This window comes from Kitasatospora sp. NPDC087314, from assembly GCF_044744365.1.
In the GTDB taxonomy this organism is placed as follows: Bacteria; Actinomycetota; Actinomycetes; order Streptomycetales; family Streptomycetaceae; genus Kitasatospora.
This window is the reverse complement of record NZ_JBIUYE010000005.1, coordinates 350432-373217: the sequence shown is the minus strand read 5'-3', so window position 1 is coordinate 373217 and position 22786 is coordinate 350432. Positions and strand designations below refer to the sequence as shown.

Annotated in this window: 9 protein-coding genes and 1 pseudogene; 5 read left to right on the top strand and 5 right to left on the bottom strand. The window is 68.5% G+C overall.

Annotated elements, in window-relative coordinates:
• The first annotated feature begins 11 nt into the window (after positions 1–11).
• On the top strand, positions 12–863 hold the full coding sequence (locus tag ACIO5E_RS13720) for a helix-turn-helix domain-containing protein (RefSeq protein ID WP_400666940.1): 852 nt from the start codon (positions 12–14) through the stop codon (positions 861–863).
• 38 nt (positions 864–901) lie between these two features.
• A pseudogene (locus ACIO5E_RS13715) lies at positions 902–1069 on the top strand (DUF397 domain-containing protein); the annotation flags it as partial.
• A gap of 111 nt (positions 1070–1180) precedes the next feature.
• Here ACIO5E_RS13715 and ACIO5E_RS13710 read toward each other — a convergent pair.
• The 5 genes from ACIO5E_RS13710 to ACIO5E_RS13690 all read right to left on the bottom strand — a co-directional run bounded on the left by ACIO5E_RS13710 (position 1181) and on the right by ACIO5E_RS13690 (position 15713).
• On the bottom strand, positions 1181–1414 hold the full coding sequence (locus ACIO5E_RS13710) for a hypothetical protein (protein WP_400666938.1): 234 nt from the start codon (positions 1412–1414) through the stop codon (positions 1181–1183).
• Complete coding sequence (locus tag ACIO5E_RS13705) at positions 1411–2214, bottom strand: hypothetical protein (RefSeq protein WP_400666936.1); 804 nt, start codon at positions 2212–2214, stop codon at positions 1411–1413. The genes ACIO5E_RS13710 and ACIO5E_RS13705 overlap by 4 nt, the downstream gene beginning before the upstream one ends.
• A 237-nt stretch (positions 2215–2451) precedes the next feature.
• On the bottom strand, positions 2452–6507 hold the full coding sequence (locus tag ACIO5E_RS13700; RefSeq protein ID WP_400666934.1) for an Eco57I restriction-modification methylase domain-containing protein: 4056 nt from the start codon (positions 6505–6507) through the stop codon (positions 2452–2454).
• Positions 6507–9431: a DEAD/DEAH box helicase gene (locus ACIO5E_RS13695; protein ID WP_400666932.1), complete on the bottom strand. Its 2925-nt coding sequence runs from the start codon at positions 9429–9431 to the stop codon at positions 6507–6509. Before ACIO5E_RS13695 ends, ACIO5E_RS13700 begins: the two co-directional genes overlap by 1 nt.
• 39 nt (positions 9432–9470) lie before the next feature.
• Positions 9471–15713: a protein kinase gene (locus ACIO5E_RS13690; protein WP_400666930.1), complete on the bottom strand. Its 6243-nt coding sequence runs from the start codon at positions 15711–15713 to the stop codon at positions 9471–9473.
• 321 nt (positions 15714–16034) lie between these two features.
• Here ACIO5E_RS13690 and ACIO5E_RS13685 point away from each other — a divergent pair, with 321 nt between their 5' ends.
• Genes ACIO5E_RS13685 through drmB form a run of 3 tightly spaced genes read left to right on the top strand, consistent with a single transcriptional unit; the run spans position 16035 to position 22778 of the window.
• Entirely contained in the window at positions 16035–17813 is a 1779-nt protein-coding gene (locus ACIO5E_RS13685) for a sigma-70 family RNA polymerase sigma factor (protein ID WP_400666928.1), read from the top strand.
• A gap of 13 nt (positions 17814–17826) precedes the next feature.
• Entirely contained in the window at positions 17827–20943 is a 3117-nt protein-coding gene (locus ACIO5E_RS13680; protein ID WP_400666926.1) for a helicase-related protein, read from the top strand.
• On the top strand, positions 20940–22778 hold the full coding sequence (gene drmB, locus ACIO5E_RS13675) for a DrmB family protein (protein WP_400666924.1): 1839 nt from the start codon (positions 20940–20942) through the stop codon (positions 22776–22778). The genes ACIO5E_RS13680 and drmB overlap by 4 nt, the downstream gene beginning before the upstream one ends.
• The last annotated feature ends 8 nt before the right edge of the window (positions 22779–22786 follow it).

Sequence of the window (22786 nt, the reverse complement as noted above, 5' to 3'; positions counted from 1 at the left end):
GGAGACAGTGAATGCCGCCCAGCAAGATCCCGCCGAGCATCCGGCAGCGGCGACTCGGCACAGAGTTGCGTCGATTGCGCGAGAAGGCAGGGTTGTCGGTCACACGAGCCGGGGAACTCCACGGCACCCAGCAATCCCGCATCAGCAACATCGAATCCGGGGGATACCCGGTGAGCGCGGACCGGGTGCGGGCCCTCGCCCGTCTCTACGGCTGCGCGGACGATGCCTTGATCGAGGCGCTGACCCGAATGACCGGCGGCCGCACCCGAGGCTGGTGGGAGGAGTACCGCGAGATCCTCCCGGCCGGAGCACTCGACCTCGCGGAAGTCGAGCACCATGCGAAGTGGATGCGGATCGCCTCAGTGGTTCACGTCCCCGGCCTCCTACAAACTCCTGAGCACGCACGTGCGCTCTTCCGGGATGTAGTCCCACCCTTGTCGCCACCCGAAGTGGAACACCTTGTTTCTCATCGCATCAAGCGACAGGCTTTACTCTTCCGCGAGCAGCCGATCCCGCTGTCGGCAATCGTCCATGAGACCGCCTTGCGCATGGGCTTCGGTGGTCCGGAGGTTGCCCGTGGTCAGCTGGAATACCTGCTGACCATGAGCGAGCACCCTCACGTTGACCTGCGGGTGATTCCGTTCGGCACCGGCAGCTACCCCAGTTCCGGCGCCGGAATCGTGTACTTCGCCGCCGAGGTCTCACGGTTGGACAGCGTCCAGGTCGATGGGGATCGATTCGAGTTCATTGACACCGAGCCGCAGCTGATCAAGTATCGAGCCGTATTGGATCGGCTGGAAGCGAGCGCGCTCAAGCCTGACGCGTCGCGCGACCTCATTCGCCGCATCTCCCAGAGCACTTGAGACGGGAACAATGATGGCCGTTCAGGCAGAAGTCCTCGTTCAGCGGCGACACCGCCAACTGCATCTACCTCGCAGGAGGCCCTGACGGCGCCGTCAAGATCCGAGAGAGCGACGACCCTGACACGATCATCACCACCACCCCCGACAAGCTCAAGGCGTTCCTCTGCGGCGTGAAGGCAGGGGAGTTCGACCACCTCATCAAGTGACTCGCCCGGTCAGTCCTCCCGCCGGCCGAGGCTCGTGATCAGCAAGAGCACCGAGAGGACAGTCCCGAACCAGCCGATGCCAGAACCGACGCCGGCCGGGTCGAGGAACCCTCAAAACGCGACCAGCCCCACGAACACGCCCCAGGTCGTCAGGGCGGAGCCGGGCGGCATGGGCTGTGCCGTACCCATCCGCCGCCGGGGAACCCAGAGGCGCAACAGCCACACCACCATCGCCAAGGCCACCAGCAGGACGGCTACCTCCACCCACAGCTGGCCCGTGAACCTCTCGCCGAATCCCAGGAACGCCGTCAGCGTGAACCAGCTGATCGGCAGCAGCCAGATCAACCGGGCCCGCGGCTCAGGAGAGACGTCTCCCGCAGCAGCAGCCGCTCCGAGGTCCTGCGGCGCCGAGGACATCGACGCACGCTGAGGCGGGACGAACGGGCGCTCCGCAGCACCGGGTGCTGCGGCACCGGCCGCAGCACCCGGGCCTGCGCCCGGCGCAGCCGGAAGCCCGGCCGGACGCTGTCGTGCTGGTCCATGTGGAGCCGGAGTTCCGCCTGGAGGACGAGAAGACGCTCCGCCATCTCGTCGAACTCGGAACGCCGGAGAACCGCAGCCGCCTCCGCCTCCACCTCGGCCGCAGCAAGGTGGGATGTGGCCTCGGCGAGCAACTGCCCGGCCTCGGCCCGGGCCGCGTTCGCCGCCCGTTCGGCTTCCTCCTTCTCGTGCTGGAGGTGCAGCCGCTCCTCGGCGATGATCTGATCCACGCGCATGCGCTCGTCCGCAGGAAGCTGCTGCGGCGCCCGGGCCTCGGCCCGGGCCATGGTCGCGTCCCGCCATTCCATCAGCGTCCGGGCCCGGTGCTCGCCGATGCCGTTGATGTGGACCTTTCCTCCACTGGTTCGGTGGATCCACACCACCGTCCCACCACGGCCGTTGGGCGCCTTCTCGTAGCTGATGCGGGTGAAGTCGGAGGCCGTGCGGATGCCCTGCGCGGCCAGATCGCGGACAAGCCCGTCACCAATGCCGTTGACCTCCTCCGGACCCAACGGCGATTTGGCGACCGCCCGATCGATGAACTGCCGGCGCAAGGCCGCGAGCGCCTCCCGTTCCCGGCTGTCACGGCTGCCGTCGAGCGCCACCAACCGGCGGGCACAGGACTCCTCTGCCCGCCGGTTGGCCCCGTCGGAACGCCGGATCCCCGAACCATGCTTTTGCTGCGCCGGTACGCTCCCGCGCCTCCCGGTTCCGCCGCCGCAGATCCGCCCGCTCGAACGCTGGCCGCCCCGCGATCAGCCGCCAATGCGCGGCCACCGCTCGGACGAGCCGCCGCCGCTCGGCACGGACCGTGCCGACAGGGGTCGCGGCCATGCTGCTGGTCAACGCGCTCCCTCGGCGGCGAAGTCCGGGTGGCGGGGGCCATGGCCGGGAGGCGGAGTAAGGGTAGAGGTGAAATTCTCGCCATCCACAACGGGGTTGGCGAGCCTGCCGCCAGCAGCGGCCATCCGGTCGTAAATGGCGAGAATAAGCTCCTTGGTGCGATAGGTGCCGTACTTGGCCTCGTCCTTTCGCTTCACGATGGGGAAGGTGTCAAGAATGTAGTCAACGTTGTCACGGTTGATCCCGTAGAGGTGAAAGAATAGCGCGTCCAGCTCAGCACGGATTACAGAGCGACGTCCTTCATCCCACCGGAACGGAGCATCGCCATCCCCTAGGTCACTAGCGTAGGGCTTCATATCGTGCGCAGTATATGTAAGCTCAAGCACCCGCGGCACGATGAAGTTTGCATAATTCTCGAGAGTGCTTGGAACTGGCACAGGAACCTGCTCCGACGTGCTCTGCGGAATGCTCGGCTGACTAAAACTATTGCGCAAAGCATAGTCATATGGGAATGAGTTGAAGGCTGCTACCAAAAGAGCCAGCCAGCTGGCCTTCGGGCCAGTCGAGAGAATCCAGCCATAAGAAGCTGCACCCCAAGGAATCAAGGTCGAAATGCACGTGCGTTCGTCATTGTTTCGGGCCACCCTTCGATGCCCAAGCAATGCAGTCACGCAATCGAATCGGCGCCGCGCTTGACGGGACTCGGTATCCACCTCAGACATCCAGTACTGCGGCTGCACAACGTAATCCGCATCATCAAGTTCCCGAACCGAGGATTCATGGGATCCCGTCGAGTCAGAGAAACGATGGGAAAACTGATGCCCCATCCGGCCTTCATAGAGTGGCAGCATCCTGCTTCCATCCCTAACAAGGGCGTTCCCCTGAAGATGCCAGCCATCGGCTTCCAGATCCTCGCGGGTGTGCAAGAGGTGCGAGTCGTGGGACATATCGAACATCCTCAGGAATGACACGCCCCACGGGTTACCCTTTGGATCGCCGCCCTTAATCAACACGGGAGCATGACGATAGATATTCAGGGTAATCTCAGCATCTCGGCGCGATCGAAATACCGGACAAGTGCCGGTGTTGGGATTTAGGAGCTCAATCTCCTCAGGTGTCAGGTTGAACGCCTTGCCGGCATCGTCAAGTTCCGACGGGTCACGCAGGAAGAAAGCAAACTTGGCGGCAGGTTCACGGAGCTTGCGGCCAACAAGTGAAACGATGCTGAATTTGAAAGATCGATGCACCTCCGGGAATATCGGCGCCGAATTTTCAAAATCATAAAGTACTGCAATCGAACCGCATTCGACCAAGTCTTTAAAGAAGTACTGCGTTCTGGCGTCAGTAGCGACACCAGTCGGCACAATAATTCCTACCCGCCCTCGTTCCCCCGCCAGCACGCGATCTGTCTCTGCAAACACCGCGTACATGTTCAGGTTCCCCTGTCCCGTCAGCGGCACTCGCTTCGACCTGCGAAGGAAGTGGCTCTCAACATAGACGGCACGCTTCGCCGCCGCGTATTCCTCATATAGTTCCAGCGTGTCCGGGTCACCCTGGAGCGCGGCGATCCGCTTCTTGCGGACGCTCGCATTGGAAACTGCGGCGATCTCCGGTGCGCGCTGCGCGAAGAACTCTTGCTCCTTCAACTCCACGCTGTCCCAAGGCGGGTTTCCCAGCACGCAGTCGAAGCCACCGCCCCAGCCCGTCGCCTCGTCCACTGTCCCCGCATCGTCGCCCTCCGTGACCGTGAACACCTCTGGGAACTCCAAGTGCCAGTGAAAGAAGTGGTACTGCCTCCGCAAACGCACGACCTCGTCGTGCGTAGCCTTCGATGTGCTCGACGCGTTCGGGTCCTCCAAGGAACGGAAGACGCCATGCGTCACCGCCCTTGGGGCCTCCGGCGTCTTGAGCCACATGAATGCGGCGCACCAGGCGTCAGCCAAATGCAGAGCGTTGACGTACTCCGAGGATTTCTCCCATTCCGCGTAAGCCGCTTCTTGGCCGTGTACGGCCCGCAGGTGGTCCGAGGGAGCATGGGTGATCCGGCGGACGCTGGCAGCGAGGGTCGTGTTGGCGACCTTCACGCCCTCATCCTCAAGGTCGAAGAGGCTAACCTGGCCGCGTCGTTCTTCGGCGTTGATCTTCTCCAGGACCTTGGCGTGCTTCTTGTCGTCGCCCTCCGTAGCGGTGAACGCCTCATCGGGGACGCCTCCCCGTAGCAACTTCGGCGTCGCACCGATCAGCGCATTGCCGTGCTTCACGTGGGCGTCAAGGAAACTCAGGGCCTTGCCTGGCTCCAGAGCCTCCAGCCACAGCGACACCTTCGCCAGTTCCACGGCCATCGGGTTGAGGTCCACGCCGTAGATACAGCGGGCGACAACCTCATGAAGGGCACTGCGGACTGACCCCAGTGTAGGTTCCGGGTTGCGCTCGCGAACCGCCGCCACCCGCTTGGCGATCCGGCGAGCCGCTGCCACCAGGAAGTGGCCGGAGCCGCAAGCAGGGTCGCAGACCGTCAGGGACAGCAGCTCGCGAACGATGGCGTCGGAGGGGTCGGATTCGCCAGCCGCCGAGGCCGCCTGTTCGCCACGCTTCACCGCGTCGTCAATGACCGGGTCGAGCGCTGAGTCGAGGAGGCAGTCGATCAGCGAGGACGGGGTGTAGTAGGAACCCGTGGTCTTTCGGGTATTGCCAGCTAGCTCGACGAGCTCGAAGGTGCGGTCCACTGCACTGTACTGCGGGACGAGTTCGAGCAGGGACTCGTAAATGGAGCCCAGTTCCTCGGCATCCAAGTGCCGGTAGTCGACCGCGCGCCAGCGCTTCGATCCCGCATCCCGTACCTGGGACAGGTGCCGTACTGCCGTCAGAAGGTACTCATTCGACAGGGACAAACCGTCCAGCGGGGCATCCGCAGGCTTGGCATCGAAGATGCCACCGAGGCCCGGCAGTCCGAGTTCCGGGCGGCCGTTCTCGTCACCCAGCGCGTCGAGGACGACCAACAGGGACTGCCACCGATCCCCGTGTGCGGTCCCGCGTCGCCGTCGAGCGTGTTCGCGGAGCCGGGCTGAGGAGAAGTAGGTGGCATACCGCTCACGCTCCTGCTCCCCCGCATCGGGAGCATGGAGAACGTCACGGTCCTCGGCGACGAAGAGAAAGAGCAGCCGATAGGCCAGACGCAGCAACGCGTTGTGCAGGTCCTGGGCCTTGAGGTTCTCGCGCAGAGCAGCGTTGTCGGGGTGGCGGAGGAAGCCCGTACCCAGGGTTGTGATGGCGTCCTGGACGCCCTTGCGGAGCTGGTCCAGGGCTCGAGTCCCGGAGGCGATGGCCTCCGTGCGCCACTTCTCCAGTCGACACGCCGAAGCCGCCGCGCCTTCCGCCACCTCGAACCGCGAGACGTGGAGGAGCCTGTACAGCAGCACGAACTCGCTGAACAGCTCCCCGTCGAAGATCGCCTCAAGGTCGAACTCCACGTACGACGCCGTCGCCAGCGCGCTGGAGTCGCGCAGCAACCGGAGCCGGCGGCCGTTGGAGAGCACACCCCACAGGTGCGCCTCAGTACGGTTGAGGCATTCCTGAAGCATCGACTGCGGCGGGACGGTGCCGGCGCCGCCGGGGCGCTTGTCGAGGTCGGTGTTCCAGGGCGTGAGGTGGATCAACGCGTGCTGCCAGCGGTGGCTGACGTCGAAGGTCTTCGCCGCGTCACTGTCGGCGGTGATACCGGCAGCACCAACCGCCGTCAGCCGCCCGAAGCCCAGCTCCGCGAACAGCGGCTCCAGCCACTGCGCGACCGCGAGTCCCGTCGGGTCGGCAGCCGGAGCGCCCGTCTCGGCATCCTCGGGGAGGCGCTTCCGAAGCTCACGCCAGACGCCCTTGAGGTAGTCCCAGTGGCGTTCGGCGTCATCACGCACCGACCGAGAGCCGATGACGCCGTAGTCGCCGGGCTTGGCGCCGGAGACGTCCTTGCCCTCAGCGATGCGAACCAGTATGTCGGCAGGCAGCAGCCCGCCCACCGTGTGGACGGCGGAGAAGACCTGGTTGCGGGTGGTGGCGGACATCAGGCGCTCTCTCCGGTCGACGTGTTCGCGGGCAGGTAGGCGTAGGCGCCGAGTACGTCGGCGGGCTGCTGCGCACGCACGCGCAGGCCTCGGACGATCTCGCCGGTGGCCTCGCGGACGCGGCGGTGGGAGGCGTCGAGGTCGGCGGCGAGCTGTTCGCCGTGTGCCTCCAGGTAGCCCTGGACGTCGGGGAGTTGACCCAGGATGCGGGTCATCGTCCGTTCCCCGAAGTGCACGTCGGTGTTGAGGGTGGCCTGGGCCCCGAGCAGGGCGAGAGCGTCGCCATCAGGCAGCCAGACGGCGTTCTTCGGCGCGCCCTGGAAGGCGAGCAGCCGGGCGTCCTCGGCGACGATCTGCTTGTCCCCGCTCCGCGAGGGCAGCGTCAGGTGGAACCGGTAGCGGACCAGCAGCAGTGTCGTCCGCACCGACACCGCGTCCGTCGTCACGACGCCGCAGCGACGGGCCGGTCGGCTGCCCTCGGCCAGCGTGTCGAGGGCGGCGTTGAGGACGTGGCCGGCAAGGGCTCCCACGACCGGGTCGGTGCGGACGAGCGCAGCCTCACCGCGACCGACCGCCGGGTCGGTGCGGAACGGGATCGGACGCCCGGTCTCGACCGCGTTCCCACCCACGACCGGTGCCAGGGCGTCGCGCAGCCCAGCCGGAGCACCGGAGACCTCCACCGTGAAGTCCCCGTCCTCGGTGTCCCGAAGGACGGCGCCGAGCGCGTTGAGGGAGTCCCGCACGAAGGTGCGGATCTCCCCCGCGCTCCCCAGGGCGTCACGGATCGCCGCGACCTCGCGCGCCACGTCCTGCGGGTGGATGGAGCGCTGGGCGAATCGCGACCGCGAGGTCTTCTCCCGCTCGGCGGCCGAGTTCCAGTCCTTCTCCAGCTCCGCGGCCTTCGCGTCGACCAGGTCATCGACCGCGAACAGCCCCTCCTGCTGCCCTTCCCTCCCCCGCAGCAGCAGCCACTCGACGATCGCGTCCGTCACCCCTGCCGAGGTCTCGTCCGGTACGGACACCGAGATGCCCAGGTCCTTCCTGATCTGCCGGTACTTCTTGATGAGGACTTCGAGCACCTTGCCGTCGATGCCGTTGTCGGCACCGTAGAGCGTTATGACGCGGACCTCGTCGCGCTTCTGCCCGTACCGGTCGACGCGCCCTTCGCGCTGGTCATGCCTGGTCGGGTTCCACGCGAGGTCGTAGTGGACGACCGCGTCGAAGTGGTGCTGGAGGTTGACGCCCTCCGAGAGGCAGTCGGTGGCGATCAGCACCCGGCGCGCCGCCAGGCTGTCCCCCGCCTCCTCCGCGAGCTTCTCGATGCGCTCGATGCGCTGCTGCGGCGAGAGGGTGCCGGTGACGGCGGCCACCGTGGCCTTGACACCTCCCTTCCCCTGGAGCGCCTCGGCGACGTACTCCGCCGTCGGGATGTAGCGGCAGAAGACGATCGGGTTGTAGCCGTCGGCCAGCAGCGCCTTCAGGTGCTTGATCAGGGCCTTGAGCTTGAGGTCGTGCTCCGTGCCCTCCAGCCCCGCGGCCCGCTCCGCGAGCGCCGCCAGCCGGGCGCCCGCGTCATCCGTCTCGGCGCCGGGGGCGACGTCCAGGCCCTCCAGGGTGTCGCTGTCGGCGGAGTCGCTGGTGAGCGGCGCGCCGAGCCTGTCCGCCTCCTCCGCGCTCGCGGCGACGGCGGTGGCGGAGCGGGTGGTCAGGGTCTGGGAGGCGGCACGCGGCGAGGAGACCAGTGAGCGCAGCAGGGCGATCGCGGACCACCAGGCGATGCGGGCCTCGCGCTTGCCCTTCACCCCGGCCGCCTCGACGCGGTCGCTCGCGTAGGCGATGGCGTCGTCGAGGAGGGCACGGTAGGCCGGGGAGAGCTTGTAGGTCTCGTCCTTGAAGTACCGGTCCGCCGGGAAGGCGGTCTTCTCGGCGAGGCTGTCGTCGCTGAGGCCGTCCTCCTTGGTCAGGTACTGCCTGATGTCGGCACGCTTGCGCTGGACGAAGTGCCGGGCGAGCAGTTCGCGCCCGCGCTTGCTGTCCAGGTCGACGGTGGCCAGCTCTGGCTTCACCAAACCAAGGAGGTTGCGGAAGGCGGACTCCTTTCCGCTGTGCGGGGTGGCGGTCACCAGCAGCAGGTGGGTGTCGACCTTCTCCGCCACCCGGCGCAGCAGCTCGTACCGCAGCTGATTCTGCGAGGAGCGGCCGCCGGGACCCGAAGCGTCATCGGCGGCGACGCACGTGTGGGCCTCGTCAACGATGACCAGGTCCGGGCAGTGCCGGACGAAGTCGTCTCGGTGGCGCGGGGACTTGATGAAGTCGGTGGAGACGACAACGTTCGGGTATCGGTCGAAGATCGACTGTCCGAGGTCCAGACCCCGCTCAAGGCGCGAAACCGTGGAGGAGAGCACGAGTTCGGCATCGATGCCGAACTTGCTGCGCAGCTCGGCCTGCCACTGCTCGGCCAGCGCAGGCGAGCAGAGCACGGCCAGCCCCTTTGCCTCCCCCTGGGCGAGCAACTCGCTAGCGATCAGGCCCGCCTCGACAGTCTTTCCGATACCGACATCGTCGGAGATCAACAGCCGGACGGTCTGCTGGCGCAGGGCCATCAACAGCGGAACGAGCTGGTACGCACGCGGCTCGACGGCAATGCCGGCCAGCGACCGGAACGGGCCGGCACCTGACCGGAAGCCGATCCGCAGGGCGGAGCGGAGCAGGCCGGCGGCGCGCTGGTCGCCGAGGTCGTCGGGCAAGGGGGGAGCGAACTCGGCGCCCTTGACGTCCTCGAAGGCCGGGAAGACGGCTGCGATGTCGTCGTCGGAGCCACCAAGGGGGCGCAGCACGAGCATGTCGGCGGCGCTCTCGGGCAGCACGACCCATTCGCGGCCGCGGGCGGTGACCAGGGAACCGGTGGAGTAGGTGGGTGTCATCAGGTGGATCCTCGTCGAGTGGTTCGTCGGTTCCGTTGATCAGCGCGTCGGGTGGGCGGTGCCAAAGTACCGGGGGTGCCGCGCGACGATGGCATCCCAGTCCCCGTCGGCGGGGAAGCGGATCACGTCCCAGGTGGCGTCGTAGAGGCGTTCCTCGGCGTCTTCGTCGCGCAGGGCCGTGGTCTCGGTGTCGTGGTCGTCGACGAAGACTGCGAGGTTGACCCCGGGGATCCGGTAGACGAAGTCCGCCATCGCGTTGGCCTCGGTGATCAGGGTCTGGGTCTCGTCGGGAAGGCGCAGGCCGCGATCCTTCAGCCACGTCACGAAGTCGCGCTCGAACGGAGTCAGCACGTCCACGGACTCCGCCACCTCGCCCGGCCCGTCCTCAGGCTCCAGGCTCGGCTCAGCAACCAGCCGGCGGAACTGCTCGCTGCGGGATTCGCCGCGCTCGTCGCGCTTCGCGGCGGCGGAGGCGAACCGCAGCAGCAGGGCAGCAATCGTGCGGCGGTCGATGAGCGCGTGGTTGAGCTGGTTGCCGTAGGTGAGAAGGCACTCGTAGCAGCCGCGCGCGCACTTGCGGTCCGGGTGGGGGCCGCCCTGGTCGACCCCGTCCTCATCGAAGTGGCAGATCTCCAGCGCCTGGCGGGCGGCCTTGGCGAGCGCGTCCTTCTCGGACTGCAGGCGACGGAGCACACCGGCCCCACCCTCGGCCGCCTCCGTGAACAGGAAGCGGTTGCGCGGGCCGTCGTTCGGCGGCAGGAGTTCGCTGTTGAGCTCGGAATCCTCCAGTTCGAAGGCAGCCTCGATGCCGCGCTCCAGGGCGTACATCAGCGTCAGCGCGATCGGCTCGGGCAGCGGCTCGTCGAGGGTGAGGACGAGGATGTTGCGGCGGTCCTCGACGTACGGGATGACGCGCTTCTTGCGGCGCTTCTCGTTGCCGTCGGAGTCGACGACCGGCAGCTCGCTGGAGTCACCGGAGGCGTCGGCCGCGTCGCGGTCGTTCATCCAGCGGCCGTCCGCGACGTCGAGCCAGTAGCCCGCCGGGTCGTCCTTCTTGGCGCGCAGCCGGCCCACGTTGGTGATCCGGACGGTCGCGGAGTCGCCGTAGGCCACCGCCGCGAGCGGACCGGAGCCATCGGTGACCCTGGCGTCCTGGCGGCCCTTGCGGGTGCCGTGGTCCTGGAACGCGTAGGAGGTCTCCAGCTTGTAGCCGGCCCGGCGCCGCTCCTCCTCGTCCGAGGAGATGCGTTCGCGGCGCTGGGTGTAGACGGTGTGCAGCTGGAGCAGGCCGTAGGTGGCCGCGCCGAGCGGCTCGTCGCACATCTGGCAGCGGTCCGCACGCTCGCGCGGGTCGTGGTGGTAGCCGCAGTGGTCGCAGCGGCGGGCCTCGCTGGTGGTGATGTCCCCGGAGGCGTCCGGCGGGAGCTGGATACGGGTGACCTGGTAGCGAGCGCCCTCGTGGTAGATCAGCGCCCCGGGTCCGAACTCGCGGATGGCGAGGAAGCGGGGGCGCTGCAGGTAGTCGCCCTCGCCCCGGCGGCGGCCGGTGGTGGGGATGTACGCGGCGAGCGGCAGGCGGGGGAAGGAGTACCCCGGCAGGAAGCCCTCGGACGCCAGGTACCGGTAGGGGTTGAAGTCGGAGAGGACGGACTTGCTCTCCGCGCTCTCGTTCTTCAGCAGGTTGAGCTGGGTCTCGGCCTCCCGCCGCCGGCCGACCGCGCGCCTGCGGTCGCCCTCGGTGAGGCTGTGGTCGAGGACCCGCTTGTTCTGGACGTACTGGTCGTCCAGCGCCGCCCGGTAGAGCTCGCGCCAGCGGTCGAAGGCGCGGTCGAACCGCTCGGCGACGGTACGCACCCGGTCCTCGATCCAGCGCTCGTCCCACCAGGTGGTCCGGGCGAACTCGGGCAGCAGGGGGCCGAGCACCTGGTAGGCGGCGACGACGGTACGAGTCTGGGCGTTGGCGTCCCGCGAGGCGGCATGGAGGTCGGGGTGCAGTTCGAGGGCCGGTTCGGGGCGGTCGCCGGTGTCGGGGTGGGAGATGTCGAGGACCTCGGTGATGGCCCGGCCGAGCTTCAGGCCGGCCTCGGCCAGCCAGATGCCCTGGACGTGAGAGAGGACGAGGTCCTCGTTGGCGAGATCGAGGCGCGGCGGCGCCACGGCGCCCGCCACCATGCGGTCGGAGTGGCGGAAGTAGTACTGGTCATGGCTGTTCCCGGTGGAGCAGTACGTGGTGACCAGGGCGGGCTGCCCGCTGCGGCCTGCCCGCCCGGAGCGCTGCGCGTAGTTGGCGGGCGTCGGCGGGACGTTGCGCATCATGACGGCGTTGAGCGAGGAGATGTCGACGCCCAGTTCCATCGTCGGCGAGCAGTAGAGCAGCTTCAACTCTGCCTTGCGGAAGGCTTCTTCGCGGTTCTCGCGCTCGGTCGGATCGACCTGGGCGGTGTGCTCGCGGGCGAAGAGCCCGGCCAGCTCGGTGGCCGCGTTGCGGTAGAGGTCGCGGAAGAAGGTGTTGACCCGGGGGCCGTCACCGCTGGCGTAGGTGCGGGTGAGCGGGTCGTGGGCGCCCCGCTCGCCCTTGCCGGCGCGCCAGACCAGGGTCTGCGCGGCCACCCGGTAGCCGGTGACGGCCGGCCCGGCGGAGTGACGGAAGCGGCCGGAGCGCTGCGGGGCCTGCGAGACCTCGCGGACCAGACCGGCCTTGGTCAGCACCTTCAGCAGCTGCTCGATGACGAGCTGGAGGTCGCCCTTGTCCAGCTCTCGGAAGGCCTTGTCCGTCCGGCGCAGGTACTTGCCGAACTTGCCCGCGGCGGACAGGAACAGGCCGGAGCGGTCCAGGCCGGGGCGGGAGGGCTGGGGGTAGGCGGTGCCGACCTTGGGGCTGTCGGACTTCGTCAGCACCCACGGGTCGATGAGACGTTCCTCGCTGGCCCGCTGGAGGGAGTCGAAATCGTCCCGGAAGTACTGCACGTCGATGGCGAGGGCGCGACGCATCTCGTCGAGGAGCGCCTTGGTGATCTCCGCGCGCAGGGCCGGGTCCGCGTCGCGCAGCGCCTGGTGCGCGCCGTCCCACCGCTCCTGGCGCTCGGCGACCCACTGGAGGTCCTGGTAGTCGATCTCCAGCAGGCCGGTCTGCTCCAGGTTGGGCATGGTGATGCGCCAGCCGCGTTCGAGATCCAGGTAGAGCCGGAAAGCGATCACGTCACGCAAGGTCTTCGCCGCGCTGCGGGCGAGGGCGGGCGGCAGGTCGGCCGCGTCGCCGGCGTAGTCGATCGGGGCCAGCGCGAGGGCGTTGGCGACCGCCGACGCCAGGTCCTCGTGGTGGATACCCTCCTCGCCGGCCTCGACGGCGGCCCGGTAGAGGGCACCGCGCACCTGGGTGATCTGCACGAAGTCGTTGAAGTGACCGGCCTGCAGGGAAGCGTCCTGCCGGTTGTCGACGAAGGTGAGAAGCTTGCGCGCTTCCTTGTCCAGGGCCTCCTCCGGCACCGACTTCAACGAGCGGACCACGGAAGCGGAGATCAGCGAGGTTGCCGAGGAGCGTCCCTCCTGGCCGAGGGTGGCGAGCTTGGCGAAGTCCCGGCCGCGGGTCTGCTCGTAGGAGACGCCGCAGTGCACGCAGAAGAGGAACGGGGAGGGGATGAACGCGGCCTTCAGGTCACCGTACCCCTCGGTGCCGTACGGATCGATGGTGACGGCTTGCGGCACGCGGTCGCGGTGAGACTTGCGGACGACCTCCTGGCCCCGGTCGTCGATCTCCAGCCAGGATTCGGGGAGCCTGCGGTCCGCGATCGCGGCCTCGGTGTCGTGGGGCCAGGGACGGTCGTGGTCGACGTACAGGTAGCCGTCGCCGTGACGGCCGCCGGTCGCCGAGGTGTCGCGGCGCGCCTCGTACCGGACCTCGCCGTCCTTCTCGGTGCGCCACACCGTCAGGTACTCCTGGCCGCACTCGCGGCAGAAGGCGAGCGGCATCAGCAACTTCCCACCGGAGTCAGGCTGTTCAAGCTGGTAGCCGCGGGTGAGGTGTCGACTGAGCTTGCCCTCCAGAGTGGTGTAGACGGTGTCGCCCTTGGAGAGGAACTGGTGCAGGCGGAAGGCGAACAGCGGCCGCTCGGTGACGGGGTGGTGAGCCTGTGAGCCCGCTTCCAACGCGGCCCTGATCGCGGCGGCGCACTGTTCGACGGGCACACCGCTCTGCTCGGCCAGCTCCGCCGCGGCTTCCTCGATCTTCGCGGGTTTCTGGCGGACGAGACGGTTGTCGGCCGGATCGGTGGCGAGTCCGAAACGGGTCTCGATCCAGCGCGCAAGGGGGTCGCGGACAAGATCGCCGTAGGCCCTCGGTGCAGCCGGGGCCCTGAGGCGCTCGGGCGAGACGGTCGCCGGCGCCTCGGCGGTGGCCCGCACCAGGGTCTCGCCGATGACGTGCCGGGGGTCGACCTTGACACCGAAGAGAGTCGAGGCGACATTCGCAACGACCTTCCGCTGATCCTCGACCGTGCCCTCCGTCGACATCGTCGCGGAGGTACCAACGCACTGGAGCCGGCCGGCCTGGCACGCCTCACGGACCCGGCGGATCAGCAGGGCCACATCCGCGCCCTGGCGGCCGCGGTAGGTGTGCAGTTCGTCGAAGACCAGGAACTCCAGCCCGCGAGCCATCTTGACGAGGCTCTTCCGATCGTCGGGCCGAGTGAGCATCAGCTCCAGCATCACGTAGTTGGTGAGCAGGATGTCCGGCGGGTTGTCGCGGATCTCCTTGCGAGCCGCATCGTCCTCCTGGCCGGTGTAGCGGGCGAAGGTGACGGGTTCCCGCCCCTCGCCGTAGCCGTCGCGGAGGTACTTCTCCAGCTCCTTGAGCTGGCTGTTGGCCAGGGCGTTCATCGGGTAGACGATGATCGCGCGGACTCGCTTGACGGCCGCCGGGCCCTCAGCCTTACGGTCCTTCAAGACCCTGTCGACGATCGGCACGATGTATCCGAGCGACTTCCCGGAGCCGGTCCCGGTGGTCAGCACGTACGAGGCGCGCGACTGCGCCGCGTCGATTGCCTCGCGCTGATGCTGATGCAAAGTCAGCGGGCGGCCATCGCAGACCGTCCCGCCCTTCGTCTTGTTCGCCTGGAAGATCCGCGCGCACTCCTTGTCCAACACGTCCTGACCCGCGAGCTCCAGAACAGTGCCACCGCCGGCGAAGAAGGGGTTCAAGGACAGCCACGGGTCCGGCCACTGGGACTTGGCGTCCAGGTCGTCCTCGACGAATGCGGCGATCCGATCGTCGCGAATGACCGTCCCGCCCTCGGTGAAGGAGCGATAATCCTTGATGAGCTCGCGGTGGACGCCGAAGACGTCCATACCCGTGGTGGTCGCGGGAGTTGCGGGCGCCTCTGCAGCGGGTGGCGCGGCCTGTGCGGGCTGTGCGGCACGCAGGGCTGAGACGGGATCGAACGCGCTCCAGGTGGGGAGCAGCGGGGCATCACCGTCCCGGTCGACGAGCGGGAGGAGGGCGTCGCGGACGGCGACGGCGTCGGCAGGGCGGTCAACGGGCTGCTTCGCCAGGAGACGGTCGACCAGGCGGGCCAGCTCCGCAGGCACGTCCTGCCGGATCAGGCGCACAGGAGTCGGGCTGTCCTCGATGTGCTTGCGCATCAGCTCGTAGGCCGCCTCGCCGACGAACGGAGCGACGCCGGTGAGCATTTCGAAGAGCAGACAGCCCAGGGCGTAGAGGTCGGCGGCCTGCGTCACCTGCTCGGCCTTGAACTGCTCGGGTGCCATGTACCGGGCGGTGCCGACCGCGACGCCGGTGCTGGTGAGCTTGGCATCCTCGGGGTCGTCGACGATCCGACCCATGCCGAAGTCGAGGACCTTGACCACGCCGCCCCTGGTGAGCATCACATTGGCAGGCTTGAGATCGCGGTGCACGATGCCGGCCGCATGCGCAGCGGAGAGTCCGTCGGCGATCTGGGCACCGATCGCGGCGACCCAGGCGACGGGGAGCTGCTCTTCCTCCGCGATCAGGTCGCGCAGGACCTCACCATCGAGGTACTCCATCGCGAGGTAGGGCAAGCCGCCGTGCTCCTCGTCCACGCCGCCGTCGATGAGGCGGCTGAGGTGGGGGTGCTCCAGGCGGCGCATGATGCGCACCTCGCGAGCGAAGCGCTCGACCGCCTTGGCATCCCCGTAGGTGTCGACAGCAGCACCGGAACGCCGGCGAAGGATCGTCTTGACGGCGACCACGCGGTCCAGGCCACCCTCGGGCGACATCGAGTCCTCGGCCTTGTGAACTTCCCCCATGTTGCCGGCACCGATCGCCCCCAAGAGACGGAACCGGCCACCGATCAGCTCCAGGCCCACTGCCACTCCTCCACACCCCTGATTTCGGAAGCGCCACGCCGCGCGCCACTCCCGCAAGCCGACGAAGGTCGCGGGCCGACGAGACAGGGCAGCGCCAAGAGAAACCGTACACGATTCCCCGGCAGACGTACACCGCACATTTGCTCGTTGACAGTGCTAACAGGCACTAGCTAACCTCTGCGTGTACGCCGGGCCGGCGGCCCACGTCGTTGCGCTTCCTGGGGCCGCTGTGCCTCACCTCCGTGTGAAGGGGTGGAAAAGTTGAACCACCAGGTCCCAAGCCTGAAGGCCGCCCTCGGCAGGCTGTACGCCGACCTTCAGACGAAACAGATACGCGGAGTCGTGCCCTACCAGGTCTTCCGCAGCGAGACCGAAGCACTCGGACTGAGCGAGGAGGCGCGCGGTCGGCTCGCCACTGCCCTCACAGCGATGAAACTCCCGATCGGCGAACCACCCCGCCCGGAAGCCGACCAGGCACCTGTACAGCAGCGGGCCGCTTCCCCGCGCACGGAGACGGCACGCCGGTTACTGGAGCGGTTCGCCGACACCGCAGGAATGGTCGACGCCCGGGCGTTGGAGGGCGTCGCCCGTCTGGCCGGCCTCTCCATGGCCGAGGCCAAGGAGCTCCGGTCCGGTGTCCAGGTGATCCCACCGCCTGGCAGCAACACGCCCGTCCCGGATCCGCGCGATACCGTCGGGGGAACTTCGCAGTCGGTCCCCGCCTCGACGGCGCCGGCCGCTGAGGGCAGCCTGGAGCGCGCCGTCACCGCGGCCCGCCGCGTACTGATCGATGACCGCTTCCTCCTCCGTCCGGCCAAGCGCATCCTCGGCGCGGACGAGGAGGTAGGCCTGACCGTGCTCCTGCGCGGCGGGGTGCGAAACGTGGGCATCGAACCGGCCGATGAGGACCTGGCCAGGCTCCCACCGGCGGACGAACGACGACGGGCCCGGGACTGTCTGATCCTGCACAACCTGGGCCTCGTCCACTCCCTCGCACGGCAGTTCACCGAGCAGGGGCTGGAGTACGAGGACCTCGTCCAGAGCGGCACGCTCGGGCTGATGCGGGCCGCCCGGAAGTTCGACCCGAGTATGGGCAACAAATTCTCCACCTACGCCACCACATGGGTCCGCCAGATGATCGGCCGGGCCATCGCCGACGAGGGCAGTGCCATCCGCGTCCCGGTGCACATGCACGAGGTCATGCAGAAGGTGGCTCGCGCCGAACGTGCCCTGCTCTCCCGAGGACTCCCCACCCGGGCTGCCGACGTGGCAGTGGCCTGCGACCTCCCGGTGACCACGGTCGACAAGGCCCGACGGCTCAGCCGCCGAACCGACTCACTGGACCGGATCATCGGCGACGGCGTCCACCTCGGCGATCTCATCGAAGCCCGTACCGCGATCCCGGGAGTGGAGGGCGCGGTCGTCGACGCCCTGACCGAAACGGAGCTGCGCGCGGCCATCGCCGCGCTGCCCGAGCGGTACGCCCACATCGTCACCCGGCGGTACGGGCTTGACGGAGAGGATCCGGCCACCCTGGACGAGCTCGGGAAAGACCTCGGGATCACCCGAGAACGAGTCCGCCAGTTGGAGGTGAAGGTCCGGCCCGTCCTGGAACTCGCCTTCACGGACCCCGCCGGTGTTCCGTACCTCACCCTGCGCCGGATGCTCACCGACAGGCAGGTCACCGCCGCGTCGTCCAACGCGGTTCAGGCGATCACGAAGGACCGTGCCAACCGGGACTGGTGTGCCGGCGTGAACGCCCTACAGGCGTTCCGCCAGCGCGAAGGAAGCCGGCTTCCCGAGCCCGACCACCAGGAGGGGGACTTCCGGCTGGGCCAGTGGGTCGATGAGCAGTACGAGAACGGCGGCCCCGACGGGGCCGGGCTGCCGACCCACCGCCGGATCGTCCTGGAGTCACTGGGCGTTCGGTGGTGGCAGCCGCCGGCCCCGCCCACCCGGGGACGGCCGCTTCCCCGCCCGACACCGCCGGCCCCGGCACCGTGCCTCGGCCACCCCTCAGCACCGGACACCGAGCGATAGAACGGACGACAGCGTGGAACCCAGGGACGAACTCGTTAGCTACCTCCGGCGCCAGCTCGTCGGCCCCGCCCACGGACCGGAGGAAGTCATCGAGGCTCCACCCGACCGCCAGTACCTGATGGGAACGCTCTACCCGCAGGACGCCGACCTCCAACAACGGCTCGCCATCGCCGCCGAGACCTTGGAAGGCCCCGGCACGGAGTCCGCCGCGAGCGACACCAACCCCTCCTCCGATCCCGTCCCCGAATCCAACTCGTGGCTGCCGTCTTCCCTCGGACTCAGCTTCTACACCGATGCGTCGACCATCGAGGTCCATTGCTCCGGGGCCCGGTACGCCACGCTCCACGGTGAGCACGGCCGCCAGTGGAAACGAACTCCGCTGGCGGACGAGCCACGCATCATCGGACCCGGGCAGAAAAAGATCACCGTTCTCGACGGCCGCGCCGAGATCCGGGTGCGACGACGTGGCTTCGGCCCCGGGCACCTGGTCACCATCGCTCTGGTCAACACGGCCCGTGCCGGCCAGACACTCGGCCGCGTCGCGCAGTGGGACCGCATGCTGTTCCAGGTGGGCCTGACCGCACGACCGCTGGACGGTTCGGTCCTCCAATACCCGAGCGTACGCCTGGCCAGCCGGGACCCGGAGGAGCAGGAACTCCGGCTCCAGTACCGGCACGTCCGCACCCACGCCGTCGGCCACGGCTGCGCCGTCGAGGAGGAGTCGGACGGCAGCGGCCGGATCACCGTCCTGCGGGCGGCCGTGATGCCGGAAGCCGAAGTGCCGGCCACCCGCGCGGCCGGGCTGGTCGACGCACCGGTACTGAACCTCCTGCACCTCGCCGATCCCGAGCTGCCCGTGGACCGGCTCCGCTCCGAGCTCGCGCTGTTCACCGCCGACTACCGTTCGTGGTACGAGGAGCAGTCCCGGACGGAGATTCCCACCTGGGGTCGCGAAGCCGCAGACCGCATTCTTGAACGCATCGGCTCGGCCGTCCGCCGGATGGAAGACGGCGTCCGCACGCTCTGCGATCCGTCCCGGCCCGAGCTGCTCCAGGCGTTCCGTACCGCCAATCACGCCATGGCCCTCCAGATGCGACACATCCGCTCCGACCAGGCCGGAGAACGCCGCAGCCGGAACGAGCCCGTGCTACTCGATCCCGCACCCGACGCCGGCGAGCACTGGCGCCCGTTCCAGCTCGCCTTCTTCCTGCTCGCGCTCGACGGAACCGTCGATCCCGGTCACCCCGACCGCGGGGTGACCGATCTGATCTGGTTCCCCACGGGCGGTGGCAAGACAGAGGCGTACCTCCTCCTCGCCTCCTTCGCGATGCTGCTGCGCCGCGGCGCGCCGAACGGCGGCGGAACCGCCGTACTGAGTCGCTACACCTTGAGCCTGCTCACCACCCAGCAGTTCCAGCGTGCCGCGACCACCCTGTGCGCCCTGGAGACCCTGCGTCGCTCAGCCCCGGACACCCTCGGCAGCGAACCGTTCTCGATCGGCCTCTGGGTCGGAGAAGCAACGTCACCGAATTCCTATGCCGCAGCCGAGAACCTCTTCGACGAGGTCCGCGCAGCCGCTCGCCCCGAGGACGTGTTCATCCTCGACCGGTGCCCGTGGTGCGGCACCCGCATCCTCCCATCCCACAAATCGTCCGACATCGGCGACTACGGGGTGCGCGCCACAGGTGACTCATTCACCTTCTTCTGCCCGCGCGAGGAGTGCGCCTTTCACGACGCACTCCCGGTAGCCGTGGTGGACCAACAGCTGTACGACCGGCCGCCGACCTTCGTCCTCGGCACCGTCGACAAATTCGCCCGCCTCGCCTGGGAGCCGCGAGCGGGTCGGCTCTTCGGGGCCGACACCGGCAACCTCCCTCCGTCGCTGATCATCCAGGACGAGCTGCACCTGCTGACCGGGCCGCTCGGCACGACGGTCGGACTCTACGAGGCGGCCGTGCTCGGCCTGTGCACCACGGCCGACGGGACGGGTCCCAAGGTAGTGGCCTCCACCGCCACCATCCGCCGCTCCGGCCCGCAGGTCCGCGCACTCTACGGGGGCGATGTACAGCTCTTCCCCCCGGCGGGCCTCGACGCCCGCCACTCGTACTTCGCCGAGCCCGACACGTCACGGCCCGGCCGCTGCTACGTCGGCGTGATGGCCCAGGGCCACACCGCAGGTCGTGCAGCCGTGACCACCACCGCCGCCATGCTCCAGGGCGCCTGGGAGCTTCCGGAGGAACACCGGGACGACTACTGGACCCTTGTCGCCTACCACCACAGCCTGCGTGAGCTGGGCCGCACGGTCACTGCGGCGGCCGACGACATTCCGGCACAGCTCGCCGGCCTGGACGGCGGAAGCGGTACACGCGAGTTGACCGACCGCCAGGTGCAGGAACTGACCAGTAACCTGCCGCGAACCGAACAGCCCGTCCTGCTCGACCGGTTGGAGCGGCCCTGGGACGACCCGCAGGCAGTGTCCTTCCTGCCGTGCACGAACATGCTGTCCGTCGGTGTGGACGTGAAGCGGCTCGCACTAATGCTCATGCAGGGGCAGCCGAAGACGACCGCCGAGTACATCCAGGCCACCAGTCGGGTAGGTCGCCACACCGTGCCCGGCCTCGTGGTCGCGTTCTTCAACGCGACCCGGCCGCGCGACCGCTCCCACTACGAGACCTTCGGCACTTACCACCGGTCGCTGTACCGGCACGTCGAGCCGACCAGTGTGACCCCGTGGTCGGTGCCCGCACGACGCCGCGCCCTCCACGCCGCACTGGTCATCCTGGTCCGCCACCGCCTCGGTCTGTCCGAGGAGAACCAGGCCGGCCGTCTCCCCGACGTGCTGCCGGCCGCCGAGGCCCTCGCCGAGGAGCTGGTGACCCGGGCCGTCGCGAGCGATCCACGCGCGGCCGACAGCATCCGGACGGAGATCGCCCAGCTGCTCAACGACTGGACCAACGCTGCTCGGGAGGCCTCCGCGGACGGCAAGGATCTCCACTACCGCAGCCAGGGCAAGGGGCAGGTGAACCTGCTGAAGGGGTTCGAGCAGTACGGCGGTCTCTGGGAGACCCCGAACTCGATGCGCAACGTCGACCGGGAGTGCCAAGTGACGGTGAAGGGAAGCGACCAGTGAGCCGACGACTGAGGGTCCGCCAAGCACAGACCGTACTTCCGTTCGGAGTCGGCGCCGTCCTGGACATCCAGGGCGAGTCGTTCGTCGCCACCGGCATCGGGGACTGGCCACGGCTCCGGCAACCCGTCGAGTCCCCGCGGCTCGCCGCCAAACTCGGCGTCACCGGCTTCTACGCGGCCCCCGCCGCGACGGACGACCGCTACGACCGGCAGGACGCGGCGGGCGCACCCTTCATCCGCTTCCCGGCCTGGCTGTTCTGCGGGTCGTGCCGACGCATGGTGCGCTGGCGCATCGCCGACGAGAAGCATGGCGTCCCACCACGCTGTCCCTCGTGTTCGCCGGTGCGGCAGCTCACACCGATGCGTTTCGTGCAGATCTGCGCCGCCGGCCATCTGGGAGACGTCGACTGGTGGTTCTGGGCCCACTCACGGCTCGACGCCGCCAGGCGTCAGGCCTGCGCCTCCCACGAGCAGCTGCGGTTCCGGGTCTCCGAGCGGGCGGCCGGTCTGGAAGCGCTCTCGGTCGAGTGCCGGGCGAAGGATTGTGGCGCTTCCCGGGACCTCCTGGACGTCCTCGGCACCCACGGCCTGCGCTGTTCGGGGCGCAACCCGTGGCAGCGGATCGGCGAGGCCACCTCCTGCGTGAAGCCCGTGCAGATCGTGCAGCGCACGGCAGGCAACCTCTACTACCCCGTCACGCACTCAGCCCTCGACATCCCGGAGGGCGACACCGCGGCCGTGACCGACCAGGACCTCACCGCCAAGGTGCTGGCGAACGATCTGTGGATCCCGCTGTGCCGGGCTTCCGAGGGGTCGAAGGCCGGAGTGTTCCGCGAGATGATCAAGGAGGACACCGGCGCCGACGACGCACTCCTGGACGCCCTCCTGGCGGAGGAGATGGGCGCCGCCCCGCCCCTGTTCGGTGAAGGTTCCGGCACCTCTGCGCGCCCGGACCTCAGCCAGGAGGAATGGGCCGCGTTCAATTCCCCGGCGCGCCCTGCCACCCGCGACTTCACGATCCGCGACACCACCCTCGGCCTCGCACACGAGACGGGCGGGCCCTGGGCCGAACTCCACCAGCGGATCGGGCGAGTCGTGCTCGCGGACCGGTTGCGCGAGGTCCGCGCCCTTTCCGGGTTCAGCCGGGTGTCACCGGACGCGGCCTTCGTACCCGCCGACACCGCGCGGCGGCTCAAATGGCTGCCCGCCGTCGAGGTCTTCGGTGAGGGCGTCTTCCTCACCCTCGACAAAGCCTGCCTCACGGAGTGGGAGCAGAACGAAGAGGTCCGCCGACGGGTCGCCGGGATGAGTGCGGACCTGGACGGATCCTTCCGCAAGGAGCAGCTGGCCGGACTGACCGGAACCGACCTGTCACCCCGCTTCGTGCTCCTGCACACGCTCGCCCACCTGCTCGTCCGCCAGCTCGCCTTCGAGTCCGGATACACGACGGCAAGCCTGCGTGAACGTGTGTACGCACGGCCCGAGCACGACCAGCACGGGATCCTCGTCTACACCGGAGCAGGCGACGCCGAGGGCACCCTTGGCGGGCTCGTCCAGCAAGGAGAGGCGCCGCACCTCGCCGAGACCCTGCTACGAATGATCGAGGCCGCCGCCTGGTGCTCCGCAGACCCGCTCTGCGCCGAACACACCGGCCAGGGCTTCGGCAACCTCAACCGAGCTGCCTGTCACGCCTGTTCCCTACTCCCGGAGACCAGCTGCGAGAGCGGCAACACCCTCCTCGACCGAGCGCTCCTCGTCGGGGGCGAACAGGTTCCCGGCTACTTCGAATCCGTCGTCTCCGCCGCACGCACTACCGCGGCCGCCGCACTGGAGTAGGCACCCTG

Excerpts from the sequence above, each read along its gene's own strand:
- ACIO5E_RS13720 (WP_400666940.1), top strand. The coding sequence starts at position 12 with ATGCCGCCCAGCAAGATCCCGCCGAGCATCCGGCAGCGGCGACTCGGC.
- ACIO5E_RS13700 (WP_400666934.1), bottom strand. The coding sequence starts at position 6,507 with ATGTCCGCCACCACCCGCAACCAGGTCTTCTCCGCCGTCCACACGGTG.
- ACIO5E_RS13690 (WP_400666930.1), bottom strand. The coding sequence starts at position 15,713 with ATGGGGGAAGTTCACAAGGCCGAGGACTCGATGTCGCCCGAGGGTGGC.
- ACIO5E_RS13695 (WP_400666932.1), bottom strand. The coding sequence starts at position 9,431 with ATGACACCCACCTACTCCACCGGTTCCCTGGTCACCGCCCGCGGCCGC.